We start from the raw sequence: 12,975 nt of genomic DNA, 5'->3' as shown, positions 1-12,975 counted from the left end.
CCGTGATGCTAATTAGAGGAAGAATGGACTCGGCTGGAACAGCCTTTCCACATCCGGAATATATTTTTTATCCACCAAGAACATCACGACATGGTCATCTTGTTGGATAACCGTTTTGTCGTGAGCGATAAGTACTTCGTCTTCCCTAACGATGGCACCAATGGTGGTACCTGGGGGGAGTTTGATTTCCCCAATAGCGCGACCAACCACTTTTGAGGTGTTGGAATCGCCATGTGCAATGGCCTCTATGGCTTCTGCAGCGCCACGGCGAAGTGACGATACGTTAACGATATCTGCTTTACGTACATGTGTAAGCAGTGCCGAGATAGTGGCTTGTTGCGGTGAAATTGCCACGTCAATCGCGCCACCTTGAACCAAGTCGACGTAAGCGCCACGCTGGATAAGCACCATGACTTTCTTGGCACCTAGGCGTTTTGCCAGCATGGCTGACATGATGTTGGCTTCGTCTTCGTTGGTGACTGCGATGAAAACATCAATCTGATCGATATGCTCTTCACTGAGCAATTCCTGATCTGACGCATCACCACAGAACACGATGGTGTTTTCGAGAATCTCCGATAGTTGTTCTGCGCGACGTGGGTTTCGTTCTATCAATTTCACGCTGTAGGCGCGTTCTAGACTGCGAGCGAGACCGGCACCGATGTTACCGCCACCTACAATCATGATGCGCTTATAAGGCTTCTCGAGGCGCTGCAATTCACTCATGACAGAGCGAATGTGGTTGCTTGCTGCCACGAAGAACACTTCATCATCGGCTTCGATAATCGTGGTGCCTTGCGGGCGGATTGGACGGTCGCGACGGAAAATGGCCGCCACACGCGTATCCACATGGGGCATATGCTCGCGCAGCGCAGACAGGGCATTACCTACCAGCGGGCCACCGTAGTAAGCCTTGACTGCTACCAGACCCACTTTATTGTCTGCAAAGTTAACGACCTGCAATGCCCCTGGGTATTCAATCAAGCGGTGGATATAACGCGTCACCAATTCTTCAGGTGCGATCAGGTGATCGACCGGACAGGCATCGGTTTGGAACAATTGTTCTTTGGCGGCGAGATATTCAGGGCTTCGTATCCGCGCAACGCGGTTTGGGGTGTTGTAGAGCGTGAAGGCAACTTGGCAAGCAATCATGTTGGTTTCGTCGGAGTTAGTGACGGCAACCAGCATGTCCGCATCTTGTGCGCCTGCTTCGAGGAGTGTTGAGGGGTGACTGGCGTAACCTTGCACTACCCGTAAATCGTATTTGTCTTGCAGCTCTCTGAGGCGCTCAGGGTTTTTATCGACGATGGTGATGTCATTGTTTTCGCCAACCAGATTCTCGGCCAGCGTACCGCCGACTTGACCAGCCCCCAAGATGATAATTTTCATAACGTCTGCCTGAACCTCAGTTCATTGTTATTGGTTTTATTAACGGGCAGCACAGTGGCTGCCCGTTTTTGGTGCCATTACGCTTTTTTAAGCTCTGCGTAATAGAATCCATCCATGTTTTCTTCACCTGGTAGAATTTGGCGACCAGGGCGATCGGTGGTGCCTGTTTTTAGCGTTGCGTCAGAGGTTCGAGCAAGGAATGCTTTCACTTGTTCGCTGTTTTCCTGTGGCGTGATTGAGCAGGTCGCGTAAACCATAGTGCCACCTGACTTTAGCTGCGCCCACATGGCATCAAGGATCTCTGATTGTAGTGAGACAAGCTGGTCAATATCGTCAGCGCGTCGCAGCCATTTTATATCAGGGTGGCGGCGAATAACGCCGGTTGCCGAGCAAGGGGCGTCCAGCAGGATACGATCAAACTGCTCACCCTGCCACCAATCAGCAGGATAACGTGCATCACCGCAAATGACTTGTGCATTCAGTTGTAAACGCTGAAGGTTTTCTTTCACGCGGAGTAAGCGCGTTGCATCCACATCCATAGCGACCACGTTGGCATCGGCTTTGTGTTCAAGGATATGACAGGTCTTTCCACCTGGCGCGGCGCAACAATCAAGGATCAGTTCGCCGGACTGCGGCTGAAGATAATTGATGGAAAGCTGCGCGGCGGCGTCTTGAACGGATACCCATCCGTCGGCAAAACCTGGTAATGCCGTTACATCACACGGTGAAGCAAGCTTAAGCGCGTCTTCTGCGTCAGAATGAATGTCGGTTTCGATGCCATTCTCCGTCAGCAGTGCACGGTAGCTGTCGCGGGTATGATGGCTGCGATTAACACGCAACCACATTGGTGCTTTCTCGTGGTTGGCTTCAACCACTTGTTCCCATTGTTCAGGGTAGGCATTTTGCAGCAGCTTGAGCAGCCAGCTTGGATGACCGTATTTTCCTGCGTCATGGGCGACAGCAGCAGCGTCGAGTGTTTCTTGTTGACGTTGGTAGCTACGCAATACGGCATTAACAAGCCCGCGAAGTTGCGGTTTTTTCAGAACTTTGGTCGCATCAACCGTTTCAGCCACGGCAGCGTGGGCTGGAATGCGCATAAAGCTGATTTGGTACAGCCCCACCAAAATGAGGTGATGGAATACGCGTTGCTTTCCTTTTAACGGCTTGTCCATCAGGCTTTGGGTGATGGATTCAAGGCGAGGGAGCCAGCGTAATACGCCATAGCAGATTTCTTGCAGCAGAGCGCCATCTCGTGGAGCAACTTTTTGCTGAGCAGGAGGGAGTGCCGCAGACAGAGACTGTCCTTGGTCTACCACCTGATAGATAACCTGTGCAGCCACAGCTCTTACATTCATGAAGGTACCTTCGTCAGGGTGTGATGCATGTTGTTGATATCATGCATCACGAAAAGTGTTACTAACGACTAAAAAAGGCCAGCAAGCTGGCCTCTGACATTAAAGGGTATTGCCAGGTTCAAACCAGTCTCGGCGAGAGTTCAGCATATCTGCTGCGCTCATGGCTTTTTTGCCTGGTGGCTGTAGCGAGGTTAAGCGTAATACGCCATCGCCAGTTGCCACGCGAATGCCTGTTTTATCCGCAGACAGAATGGTGCCTGGTGCTTTGTCAGTTTGCTCAGTGTCGACGTCGGCACCCCACACTTTGATATTGTGTTCGGTGTCATTCGCCGTCAGCGTGAAATAACTCATCGGCCAAGGGTTAAACGCGCGAACGCAGCGCTCAAGCTCAACGGCACTCAGGGTCCAATCTACCAATGCTTCTTCTTTGCTCAGCTTCTTCGCGTAGTTGGCTTGCTCATCATCTTGCTTTTCAGCGATGGTGCGACCTGCAGCGATATCATCTAGGCAATTCACTAATGCATCTGGGCCCAATTCAGCCAATCGCTCATAAAGCGTGGCACTGGTTTCGTTCGCATCAATGCTCAGGGTTGCGATTTTCAGCATATCGCCAGTATCTAGGCCTTCATCCATCTGCATGATGGTGACACCCGTTTCTTCATCACCCGCCCAAATGGCACGTTGGATTGGTGCAGCACCGCGCCAGCGAGGAAGAATAGAACCGTGAACGTTAATACAGCCTAAGCGTGGGGTTTCTAACACCGCTTTAGGTAGCAGTAGACCATAAGCCACAACGACCATGATATCTGCATCAATAGCGGCTAATTCTTGCTGCGCGTCTTCTGACTTCAAGCTAGCTGGCTGATAGACAGGAATATCATGCTCAAGTGCTAGCATTTTCACTGGGCTTGCGGTCAATTTCTTGCCGCGCCCTGCTGGGCGGTCTGGCTGTGAATAAACAGCAACCACGTCATGGTGCGAAGACAACAACGCCGCCATGTGACGGGCGGCGAAGTCCGGCGTACCGGCAAATACAATACGTAGTGATTGGCTCAAGGAAACCTCAGCTGACTTTTTCGTTAGCGCGTTTGATTTTTTCGAGCTTTTGTTTGATGCGCTGTTGCTTGAGCGGCGACAGGTAATCAACAAACAGTTTGCCTTCAAGGTGGTCTAATTCGTGTTGAACACAAATCGCCAGCAGATCGTCAGCGTCGAATTGGAATTCTTTGCCATCGCGGTCTAAGGCTTTCACCGTGACCTCTGATGCGCGAGCAACAAGAGCACGTGCACCTGGGACAGACAAACAGCCCTCTTCGATACCGTCTTCACCACGTTTGTCCGTGATCTCTGGGTTGATCAGGACCATTGGTTCATCACGAGAATCAGAGATATCGATCACGACAATACGTTGATGAACATCAACTTGCGTCGCTGCTAGGCCAATGCCTTCTTCGTCGTACATGGTTTCTAACATGTCATCGACAATTTTTAGAATCTCTGGTGTGACGCTTTCAACCGGTTTCGCCACCGTGCGTAGGCGATCGTCCGGGAAGGTCAAAACCTGTAATACACTCATAAACGTCTCTTAAATTTATTGAACTGCGCCGTATCCGGCTTTGGTAATTGGGCTAATTCTAGACATTTTGCGTTTCAAATGACAGCATCCAAACGAAAGTATGCTTTTGGAGACAAGGGATGTTTAAAAAGCTAATCACATTCTGTATTGCCGGTTTGTTGTCAGCAACTGCGATGGCGGCAAGTATTGAGGTTGCGAAAGATGCGCCTTCATCTTATACCGTTCGCAAAGGAGATACCTTGTGGGATATTGCAGGTATTTATCTGTCTAACCCATGGCAATGGCCTAAGTTGTGGAAACAAAACCCAGATATTGAAAACCCTCACCTGATTTATCCTGGGGATGTTCTGCGTTTGAATTGGGCATCAGGCAAGCCCACGTTGTCGCTGAGTTCGGGCTCTCGGCTTGTCGATCAGCTTCCCGTGAGTGCCACGTCACAGTCGGTCTTTAAGCAGTATTTGACGTTTGATACTTTAATTAGCGAGGCGGAACTTAGCTTGGCTCCCCGTGTTTTAGGCAGTCAGGAGGGCTGGAGCTACATTTCTAAGCGCACGCCGTTCTATATTGATGCGTCGGTTGAAACCGAAAATTGGTTTGTGTATCGCACCGTGACAAAGTTCGAGCGTCTCGATAACGAACAAATCATCAGAGTATTTAGCCTGAAGAAAGTTGCCGAAGCCAAGTTAGTTCGAGCGCTGGATGAGATGTCCGAGTTTAAATTGGTCAAGCAGTCTCAGGAAGTGAAGCCGAACGACATTCTGTTGCCTGCATTGGGTGAAAAAACCGGGAATGTGTTTCATCCACAAGCGGCTCCAGCTGCGTTAGAGGGCAACTTGGTTGGGCACCTTTATGGCAGTAAGTATGTGGGCTTGAAACAAATTGTTGTTGTAGATAGAGGAGCAGAAGACGGTGTCAATGCTGGTCATGCACTGTCTGTACAGCAGCCAGGCGCAACGTTAAAAGGTACAAAGGGAAAAATGCGTTATGACAGCGACATTGATAATGCTGTGATGGCAGAGACCACATTGCCTGATCAGCGTGTGGGCGTATTATTAGTGATAAAAAGCTATCCCTACTTTAGTTTGGCAATGGTCGTCGATGCCGCGCAGCCTCTTTCAGCGCCGATGCCAGTGATCTCTGTAGAAGGCTAATGGTGGATGCTTCGCTTGAGTCTTGGTTGCGGCTTGCTGCTGTACCAAGGCTTGGCGGCACTGCCGTCAGTAAGATAATCAGTAAATACCCGCCAGAAAAACTCATTGCACTTGATGACATGACGTTATCGACACTAGGGCTCAAGCCAGCACAAATACAGGCGCTTAGGTTCCCTGATAGGTCGGTTATCGACAAGTGTATGACGTGGTGTGAAGCCGAAGATAATCACATCATTAGCCTTACCGATAGTCGATATCCTTACCTTCTCAAGCAGATCCCTGGTTCACCGCCGCTCCTTTTTGTGCAAGGGAAACCAGAAGTCTTGTCATTACCGCAAATCGCAATTGTTGGTAGCCGAGATGCCAGCGCTGAGGGTTTGGCGATGGCGCATGACTTTGCTCTTTCGCTGGTCAAGCATGACGTGGTTGTCACCAGTGGTTTGGCATTGGGGATAGATGGTCGAGCCCATCGCGGCGCACTCGATGGCGGCGGTCGTACTATTGCGGTATTAGGCTCTGGGCTTGAAAGAGTGTACCCTGCTCGCCATCGTGATTTGGCTGAAGATGTCATATCGACAGGTGCGCTGGTGTCAGAGCTTTGGCCGTGGTCACCACCAAAACCTGCATTTTTTCCGAGAAGAAATCGAATTATCAGCGGTCTATCTACTGGCGTGCTGGTTGTCGAAGCTGCCATGAAAAGCGGCTCATTGATCACCGCGCGTCTAGCGTTAGAGCAGGGGCGTGACGTATTTGCTTTGCCAGGCTCCATTCATAACCCTTATGCTAAAGGCAGCAATGGCCTTATTAAGCAAGGTGCGTTTTTGGTCGAGTCTGTTGAGGAAATATTAGAGCAGGTGGGAACGCTGGCGGGTTGTGCAATAAACCACCAGTTAGACATAACGCCAGCTCAAGTTTCGCAAGAAGAATTGCCATTTCCTGAAGTGTTGGCTAACGTAGGAAATGAAGCAAGGTGTGTCGATGTGCTAGCAGAGATCTGCGATCAGCCCGTTCACGAAATCATGATGAAGTTGTTAGAACTAGAGTTACTGGGGCTTGTTTCGGCGGTACCCGGTGGCTATGTCAGAGCGAGGAGGGGATAGCCATGATGGACATCTTAATGTACCTGTTTGAAACTTACATCCATAGTGATGTGGAGTTGCTGGTAGATCAGGACGAATTGGCTGATGAACTCTCCAGAGCAGGGTTTCATCAGGAAGATATATATAAAGCGTTAAATTGGCTTGAGAAGCTGGCGCTACTTCAAGATGCCGACAAATCTCCTTACTTAACAGGGAGTGCGTTGACGTCCATGCGTATCTTTACGCCAAATGAAATGGATCGTCTGGATACAGAGAGCCGAGGCTTCCTTATTTTCCTCGAACAAATCAGTGTGCTTAGCCCGGAAACACGTGAAATGGTTATTGATCGTGTCATGGAGCTGGAAACGCTAGAGTTTGTACTGGAAGATCTCAAGTGGGTGATCTTGATGGTATTGTTTAATGTGCCTGGAAACGAGCGCGCGTACGACCAGATGGAAGACCTGCTCTACAGCACAGCAGAAGACGAGTACCTTCACTAAGGTGCTCACCCATAAGTTGTTGAGGCTAATCAGTTTTGGCTGGAAAAATTGACGAATCGCTATTTAGTGCGCACGAACATGCACTAGAACAAGAAGAACGCTGTCCTCAATGTGGCAGCGTTCTTGTTATTAAACACAGCAAACGTGGCCCATTTAAGGCGTGTACGGGTTACCCAGCCTGTGATTTTGTTGAATCGCTGCATCACAATGATGGTCATGTGGTGAAAGAGTTGGGATTACCTTGCCCTGAATGCGGCAGTGAATTGGTGCTTCGCCAAGGGCGGTTTGGTATGTTCATTGGTTGTTCTGCATATCCAGAGTGTCAACATATTGAAAAACGCGACCAAGAGCCTGTCAGTGAAGGTGTTGAAGTCTCTTGCCCTGAATGTGGCAAAGGCCAACTCCACGAGAAAAAATCGCGTTTTGGTAAAGCGTTTTACGCTTGCGATGCGTACCCTAAGTGTAAGTTTGCTGTGAACCTTAAGCCATTAAAAGGAAGCTGCGAAGCGTGTGGTTTTGCGTTGTTATTAGAGAAGCAAACCGCTGCAGGTATGGTGAAGGTGTGTGCGAGTAAGAAGTGTCAGCATAAACAAGGTTGATGGTTGGCTCTCAGATAAAATGCTCAGACAAAAAAAGCCGCATTTGCGGCTTTTTTTGTATCGAAACGGGATTACAGTGGTTGATTGAGTTTATCAGCCGCTTCCAACAACGCTGGGAACTCATCACCAGACAAATGCGTAGAGAGTGTTGTTAAATGCTCTCCAAGTTCGCTTTGCGAACTGGCACAGACGTTGATGTGACCAATTTTTCGGCCAGGTCTTGGGGCTTTGTCATACCAATGCACGTGAGCTAAAGGCATGATGCTGTTTGGCACTGTCACTTCACCAATAATATTAATCATTGCTGTCGGACGAACGCGTTTTGCGCTGCCTAATGGCAACCCGCACACGGCGCGAAGGTGGTTTTCAAATTGGCAAACATCGGCGCCTTGTTGTGTCCAATGGCCTGAATTGTGAACGCGAGGTGCGATTTCATTCACCATTAGCGTGCCATTTACATCAAAGAACTCAATCGCCAATACACCAATGTAATCAAGCGCGGATGCGACTGCATCAAACATCGATTCAGCTTGTGCTTGTAAGGTAGCGTTCTCGTTGGCTGAAACGGACACACTCAGAATGCCATCAGTGTGAATGTTTTCTGTGAGGGGATAGATAGCAAGGCTGCCATCTTGTCCACGAGCGCCAATCAAGGATACTTCGCGATCAAAGCGAACAAACTCTTCTGCGATAACGCATTGACGGTCAGCTTGATGGGACGCGGCAAGGAAGACTTCGATGTCTTGCCATATTTCATCTGTTTGCTCGGATGATTTAAGCCGCCACTGACCTTTACCGTCATACCCGTCCAGCGCACTTTTCAAAATCATCGGCAAACCAATGCGTTCAATGGCGTTATCAAAATCAGCGCGATTTTCGATGACTTGGTATCGCGCGTTGTTAACGCCAGCTTTGTCCAGCAGGGATTTCTCTTTACGGCGATCGCCACCCGTTAAAATGGCTTCTTCTCCCGGGTAGAATTTTCCGCTGTCTTGGCAAAGACGAAGCACGTCGGGGGCAATATGTTCAAATTCCGCGGTAATGACGTCAGCGTTCGCGATGCCATTCTCTAACCCATGACCAAGCACTTCCAGTGTCACAGGATGAACGACGTTGCCTGAGCGGACATCATAAGCGCTAATGGTGAGATTCAATGGTGCGCCCGCAAGCGCCATCATTCGCGCTAACTGGCCTGCGCCAAGTACCAATACATTCATGATTACTCTACCGATGGGTCTGGGTGTGCCAACACTGTGTCGGTTTGGTTCTGACGGAAGGTGTCGATTTTAGCTAGCAGGTCGTCATCACTCGTTGCAAGAATTTGTGCAGCGAGTAAGCCTGCATTTGCAGCGCCTGCATCGCCAATGGCAAGTGTGCCAACAGCAACGCCTTTTGGCATTTGTACAATAGACAATAAAGAATCCATGCCTTTGAGGGCTTTTGATTGCACAGGAACCCCCAAAACAGGAAGGCTAGTGAACGCTGCCGTCATTCCAGGAAGGTGTGCTGCGCCACCCGCACCAGCGATGATGACTTTGATACCTTGAGAAGCAGCATTGCTGGCGTATTCTGCAAGCAATTGAGGGGTTCTGTGTGCGGAAACCACTTTTGTTTCATACGCGATGCCGAAATGCTCAAGCATGTCTGCTGCGTTTTTCATGGTTGGCCAATCTGATTTTGAACCCATGATGATGCCGACTTTCATAACTGCTCCTGTAACTGCCATGTACTCGCGAACGTCATTACGACGAGAAATTCGGCGTCATTATATCGGTTATAAATCACAAGGAAAACGTTTGCGTCGATGCATTTCATCGTAAAGAGGGTGTTTTTACCCGCAATACGAATTTCGAGAGTGTGTTTCGAAGTGTGACAAAAACGTTGAGTCTGCCATGCCTAATTGGTCATAGTATGCAAAAGCGTAAGAAGAAAATGCGGAGAAGAACATTGGCCAACGTGGAGCAATGTGTAAAAGCCTTATCTCAAGGCGATGTAATTGCCTATCCGACGGAAGGTGTGTTTGGTGTTGGGTGTGATCCCGATAGCGCTCAAGCAATTCAAACCTTATTGGATGTGAAAGAGCGTGATCGCGCCAAAGGTCTGATCTTAATTGCATCGGATCTTTTCCAGCTTGATGGGTATATCGATATGAGCCAATTAAGCGAAGAAACGAAAGTGGATGTTTTGGCGAGTTGGCCTGGGCCTGTTACTTGGGTGATGCCAGCGGGCGAGAAAATCACGGGTTGGGTTACGGGAGATTTTGATACCGTTGCGGTGCGTGTCTCTGACCATCCTGATGTGAAAGCGCTGTGTGCTGCCTATGGTAAGCCGATTACATCGACCAGTGCGAATTTGAGCGGTGAAGAGCCGTGTCGCTCAGTGGAAGAAGTCGAAGCACAACTTGGCGACCGTGTTGCTTGTATTTTAGAGGGAAAAACGGGTGGTCTTGAGAGGCCGACCGAGATCCGCGATGCACGTTCTGGTAAGGTGCTTCGACAAGGTTAAGTAAAAACATCGGATTAAGAAGGAACGCCAGTGCAAGACCACACCCAACCAGTCGATAAAGATGCCGTAAAACGCTTCCTCCTTTCGTTGCAAGACCGTATTTGTGATGCGTTATCGCATGAAGATGGCGGCGCTGCGTTTGTGGAAGATGCATGGGAGAGAGATGCTGGTGGCGGTGGTCGTAGTCGCGTCCTTCGTGACGGTACTGTTTTTGAGCAAGCGGGCGTGAATTTCTCTCATGTGTTCGGTGATAAAATGCCAGGCTCCGCGACAGCGCATCGACCAGAGCTTGCTGGGCGTAGCTTTGAAGCCATGGGCGTGTCTTTGGTGGTTCACCCTAAAAACCCACACATTCCGACGTCCCATGCCAATGTTCGTTTCTTCATTGCTGAGAAAGAAGGCGAAGCCCCTGTGTGGTGGTTTGGTGGAGGGTTTGATCTCACCCCTTTTTATCCTGTCGAAGAAGATTGCCTTCATTGGCACAATACCGCAAAAGCAATTTGTGCGCCGTTTGGTGATTCCGTTTATGCCGAGCACAAAGCGTGGTGTGATCGCTATTTCTTCCTTCCGCACAGAAATGAAACCCGTGGCGTTGGTGGTCTTTTCTTTGATGATCTCAATGCGTGGGGTTTTGATGCGTCTTTTGACTATATAAAAGCGGTGGGTGACGGTTTTATCGATGCTTATCTTCCAATTGTTCAAAAACGGAAGGACAAAGTGTTCTCAGAGCATGAGCGCCAGTTCCAGCTTTATCGTCGCGGTCGTTATGTCGAATTTAACCTAGTGTATGATCGCGGTACTCTGTTTGGCCTTCAAAGTGGCGGGCGAACAGAGTCAATTTTAATGTCCATGCCTCCGCTTGTAAGGTGGGAGTATGGGTTTGAGCCTGAATCGGGTTCACCTGAAGCAATACTATATAAAGACTATTTAACGCCAAGGGATTGGTAAGGCTTAGTAGGTAGATGGATAAATACGTCGTTGTCGGTAATCCGATTTCACACAGCAAGTCCCCTTTTATACACACCTTGTTTGCACGTCAGACAGGGCAAACAATGTCATATGAAACCTTGCAAGCCCCTATTGGCGGCTTCAATGAAGCCATGGATGCGTTTTTTGCTGACGGTGGTCGTGGCTGCAATGTCACTGTTCCATTCAAAGAAGATGCATATGCGATGGCGACGATGCTTACCGAGCGCGCTCGTTTAGCCGGCGCGGTTAATACGCTTAAAAAGCTGGACGATGGCGGCATTCTTGGTGATAACACCGATGGAGAAGGCCTCGTTCAGGATCTTCTAAACCATCATGTGCAGTTAGAGGGCGCTAACATCCTCTTGCTCGGCGCGGGAGGTGCTGCGCGCGGTGTGGTGCTTCCTTTACTTAAGCACACCCCCAATACGTTAGTGATTGCCAATCGAACGGTTAGCAAAGCTGAAACGCTGGCTTCTTTGTTTTCTGAATACGGAAATGTATCTGCTTCATCCTTTGATGCTTTGGGTAACGTTGAGTTTGATATTGTCATTAATTCGACGTCTGCCAGCTTATCGGGTGATCATCCGAACATTCCGGCTACGGTTATTCACTCAGATAGCACTGTGTATGACATGGTGTATGGCTCTGGCCTCACTAGCAGTAATCAATGGGCGAAAGAGCAGGGTGCTATCCGTGTGATTGATGGCTTGGGTATGTTGGTAGGGCAAGCTGCGGAAAGTTTTACTATCTGGCGTGGCATCCGGCCGGGAACAGGTCAGGTGCTAAGGGAGCTTCGCCGTAACTTGGCTGAATAACTATGAATCAAACTATTATATTTCCTGATCATCAAGACATAGATAAAGACAAACATGCCGTTTGTTTTCATGCTCAGCAGTCAGGGGCGCTAATTGTTTGCTATGTATCGATAGATGATATTCGAAAGCGTCAACATGAAGCATTAGTAGTAGAAGAAGCGATACTGGCTGCTTTTGACCAGCACCGCTTTGACTTCGAAGATCTTGCAGAAGAAGCCATTGAGGAAGAAAACTTCAATGACCAAGGTGAAATCTGGGTTCGTTAACCTTCGGCAAGGTAGTCGTTCTTAGTCGCAACATAGTTATCCGATGATTTCTGTAAAAATGCACGCTCGGCTTCTTTCAGCGGTCGAGCTTGCTTTACAGGGCTTCCCACATAGAGATATCCCGACTCTAGTCGTTTTCCCGGTGGAACGAGACTGCCTGCTCCAATCATTACTTCGTCTTCAATGATGGCACCGTCTAAAACGATGGCACCCATTCCAACCAATACACGATCGCCAATAACGCAGCCATGCAGCATGACCTTATGACCCACGGTAACGTCTTTACCGATAATTAGAGGATAGCCTTCAGGGTTGTCCTTGTTTTTATGGGTGACATGCAAGACTGAACCATCTTGCACATTAGATCGGTCACCAATAATGATGTGGTTAACGTCACCGCGAGCAGCGACTAAAGGCCAAATACTCACATCATCACCTAAGGTAATGTCTCCAACCATCACAGATGATGGGTCTAGATATACACGCTCTCCAACATTAGGAAAGACACCCTTATAACTTCGAAGTACTGATTGCATTTGTTATGCCCTTAAGGATTATTTGAATTCAAGCCTATATGGATGAGAAAAATAGTGCAATTCATCACCAATGTTTCATGTAAGTAGCTCGGTTTGGTTAATTGCTGAACGAACGCGCTGTTTTTCGCAAAAAACCATGCAAAAAGCCTTGCCAAGATCTCAAGCCTCCCTATAATGCGACCTCACTGACACGGCGACCTGCTCCACACGGAACAAGCAGCCCACTCAGTACGGC

Annotated in this window: 15 protein-coding genes; 8 read left to right on the top strand and 7 right to left on the bottom strand. The window is 48.9% G+C overall.

The features are described from left to right. Positions 1 to 12 precede the first annotated feature (12 nt). The 4 genes from trkA to def form a co-directional block, all read right to left on the bottom strand. Positions 13 to 1,389 carry a Trk system potassium transporter TrkA gene (trkA, locus tag LRP50_RS20730; protein ID WP_274166351.1) on the bottom strand — a complete coding sequence of 459 codons (1,377 nt, stop codon included), beginning with the start codon at positions 1,387 to 1,389 and terminating at the stop codon, positions 13 to 15. A gap of 77 nt (positions 1,390 to 1,466) precedes the next feature. Then, a complete protein-coding gene (rsmB, locus tag LRP50_RS20725; RefSeq protein WP_274166350.1) occupies positions 1,467 to 2,744 on the bottom strand; it encodes a 16S rRNA (cytosine(967)-C(5))-methyltransferase RsmB in 1,278 nt (425 codons plus the stop codon). A 99-nt stretch (positions 2,745 to 2,843) separates the two neighbouring features. Further along, entirely contained in the window at positions 2,844 to 3,800 is a 957-nt protein-coding gene (fmt, locus tag LRP50_RS20720) for a methionyl-tRNA formyltransferase (RefSeq protein ID WP_274166349.1), read from the bottom strand. A 7-nt stretch (positions 3,801 to 3,807) separates the two neighbouring features. Beyond that, on the bottom strand, positions 3,808 to 4,320 hold the full coding sequence (gene def / locus LRP50_RS20715) for a peptide deformylase (protein ID WP_274166348.1): 513 nt from the start codon (positions 4,318 to 4,320) through the stop codon (positions 3,808 to 3,810). 119 nt (positions 4,321 to 4,439) lie between these two features. Here def and LRP50_RS20710 point away from each other — a divergent pair, with 119 nt between their 5' ends. From LRP50_RS20710 to LRP50_RS20695, 4 genes are read left to right on the top strand one after another with little or no spacing between them, the layout of a single operon-like run. Further along, positions 4,440 to 5,471: a LysM peptidoglycan-binding domain-containing protein gene (locus LRP50_RS20710; protein WP_274166347.1), complete on the top strand. Its 1,032-nt coding sequence runs from the start codon at positions 4,440 to 4,442 to the stop codon at positions 5,469 to 5,471. Between the two features lie 2 nt (positions 5,472 to 5,473). Then, positions 5,474 to 6,571 (top strand): DNA-processing protein DprA, encoded by a 1,098-nt coding sequence (gene dprA, locus LRP50_RS20705; protein ID WP_274166403.1) that lies wholly within the window; start codon positions 5,474 to 5,476, stop codon positions 6,569 to 6,571. A 2-nt stretch (positions 6,572 to 6,573) separates the two neighbouring features. Then, positions 6,574 to 7,050, top strand: a complete 477-nt coding sequence (locus LRP50_RS20700) for a DUF494 family protein (RefSeq protein WP_274166346.1) — start codon at positions 6,574 to 6,576, stop codon at positions 7,048 to 7,050. A 35-nt stretch (positions 7,051 to 7,085) separates the two neighbouring features. After that, on the top strand, positions 7,086 to 7,649 hold the full coding sequence (locus tag LRP50_RS20695) for a DNA topoisomerase family protein (protein ID WP_274166345.1): 564 nt from the start codon (positions 7,086 to 7,088) through the stop codon (positions 7,647 to 7,649). A 71-nt stretch (positions 7,650 to 7,720) separates the two neighbouring features. Here LRP50_RS20695 and LRP50_RS20690 read toward each other — a convergent pair whose 3' ends face one another. After that, positions 7,721 to 8,866: a 5-(carboxyamino)imidazole ribonucleotide synthase gene (locus LRP50_RS20690; RefSeq protein ID WP_274166344.1), complete on the bottom strand. Its 1,146-nt coding sequence runs from the start codon at positions 8,864 to 8,866 to the stop codon at positions 7,721 to 7,723. 2 nt (positions 8,867 to 8,868) lie between these two features. After that, the gene (gene purE / locus LRP50_RS20685) at positions 8,869 to 9,354 is read right to left on the bottom strand and encodes a 5-(carboxyamino)imidazole ribonucleotide mutase (RefSeq protein WP_274166343.1); all 486 of its coding nucleotides are present in this window, start codon (positions 9,352 to 9,354) and stop codon (positions 8,869 to 8,871) included. Between the two features lie 242 nt (positions 9,355 to 9,596). Here purE and tsaC point away from each other — a divergent pair, with 242 nt between their 5' ends. From tsaC to LRP50_RS20665, 4 genes are read left to right on the top strand one after another with little or no spacing between them, the layout of a single operon-like run. Next, positions 9,597 to 10,154, top strand: a complete 558-nt coding sequence (tsaC, locus tag LRP50_RS20680; RefSeq protein ID WP_274166402.1) for an L-threonylcarbamoyladenylate synthase type 1 TsaC — start codon at positions 9,597 to 9,599, stop codon at positions 10,152 to 10,154. Between the two features lie 30 nt (positions 10,155 to 10,184). Continuing rightward, on the top strand, positions 10,185 to 11,102 hold the full coding sequence (gene hemF, locus LRP50_RS20675) for an oxygen-dependent coproporphyrinogen oxidase (protein WP_274166342.1): 918 nt from the start codon (positions 10,185 to 10,187) through the stop codon (positions 11,100 to 11,102). A 14-nt stretch (positions 11,103 to 11,116) separates the two neighbouring features. Further along, positions 11,117 to 11,938 carry a shikimate dehydrogenase gene (gene aroE, locus LRP50_RS20670; RefSeq protein WP_274166341.1) on the top strand — a complete coding sequence of 274 codons (822 nt, stop codon included), beginning with the start codon at positions 11,117 to 11,119 and terminating at the stop codon, positions 11,936 to 11,938. 2 nt (positions 11,939 to 11,940) lie between these two features. After that, on the top strand, positions 11,941 to 12,204 hold the full coding sequence (locus LRP50_RS20665; RefSeq protein ID WP_274166340.1) for a DUF1488 family protein: 264 nt from the start codon (positions 11,941 to 11,943) through the stop codon (positions 12,202 to 12,204). Here the strand turns inward: LRP50_RS20665 and LRP50_RS20660 are convergent. Next, positions 12,201 to 12,740 carry a gamma carbonic anhydrase family protein gene (locus tag LRP50_RS20660; RefSeq protein ID WP_274166339.1) on the bottom strand — a complete coding sequence of 180 codons (540 nt, stop codon included), beginning with the start codon at positions 12,738 to 12,740 and terminating at the stop codon, positions 12,201 to 12,203. The two genes, LRP50_RS20665 and LRP50_RS20660, sit on opposite strands and share 4 nt — an antisense overlap. Positions 12,741 to 12,975 lie beyond the last annotated feature (235 nt).

The sequence above is a fragment of the Enterovibrio gelatinilyticus genome, from assembly GCF_028683095.1.
Classification (GTDB): Bacteria; Pseudomonadota; Gammaproteobacteria; order Enterobacterales; family Vibrionaceae; genus Enterovibrio; species Enterovibrio gelatinilyticus.
The sequence above is the reverse complement of the archived record's forward strand: the minus strand, read 5'-3'. Positions and strand labels throughout refer to the sequence as shown.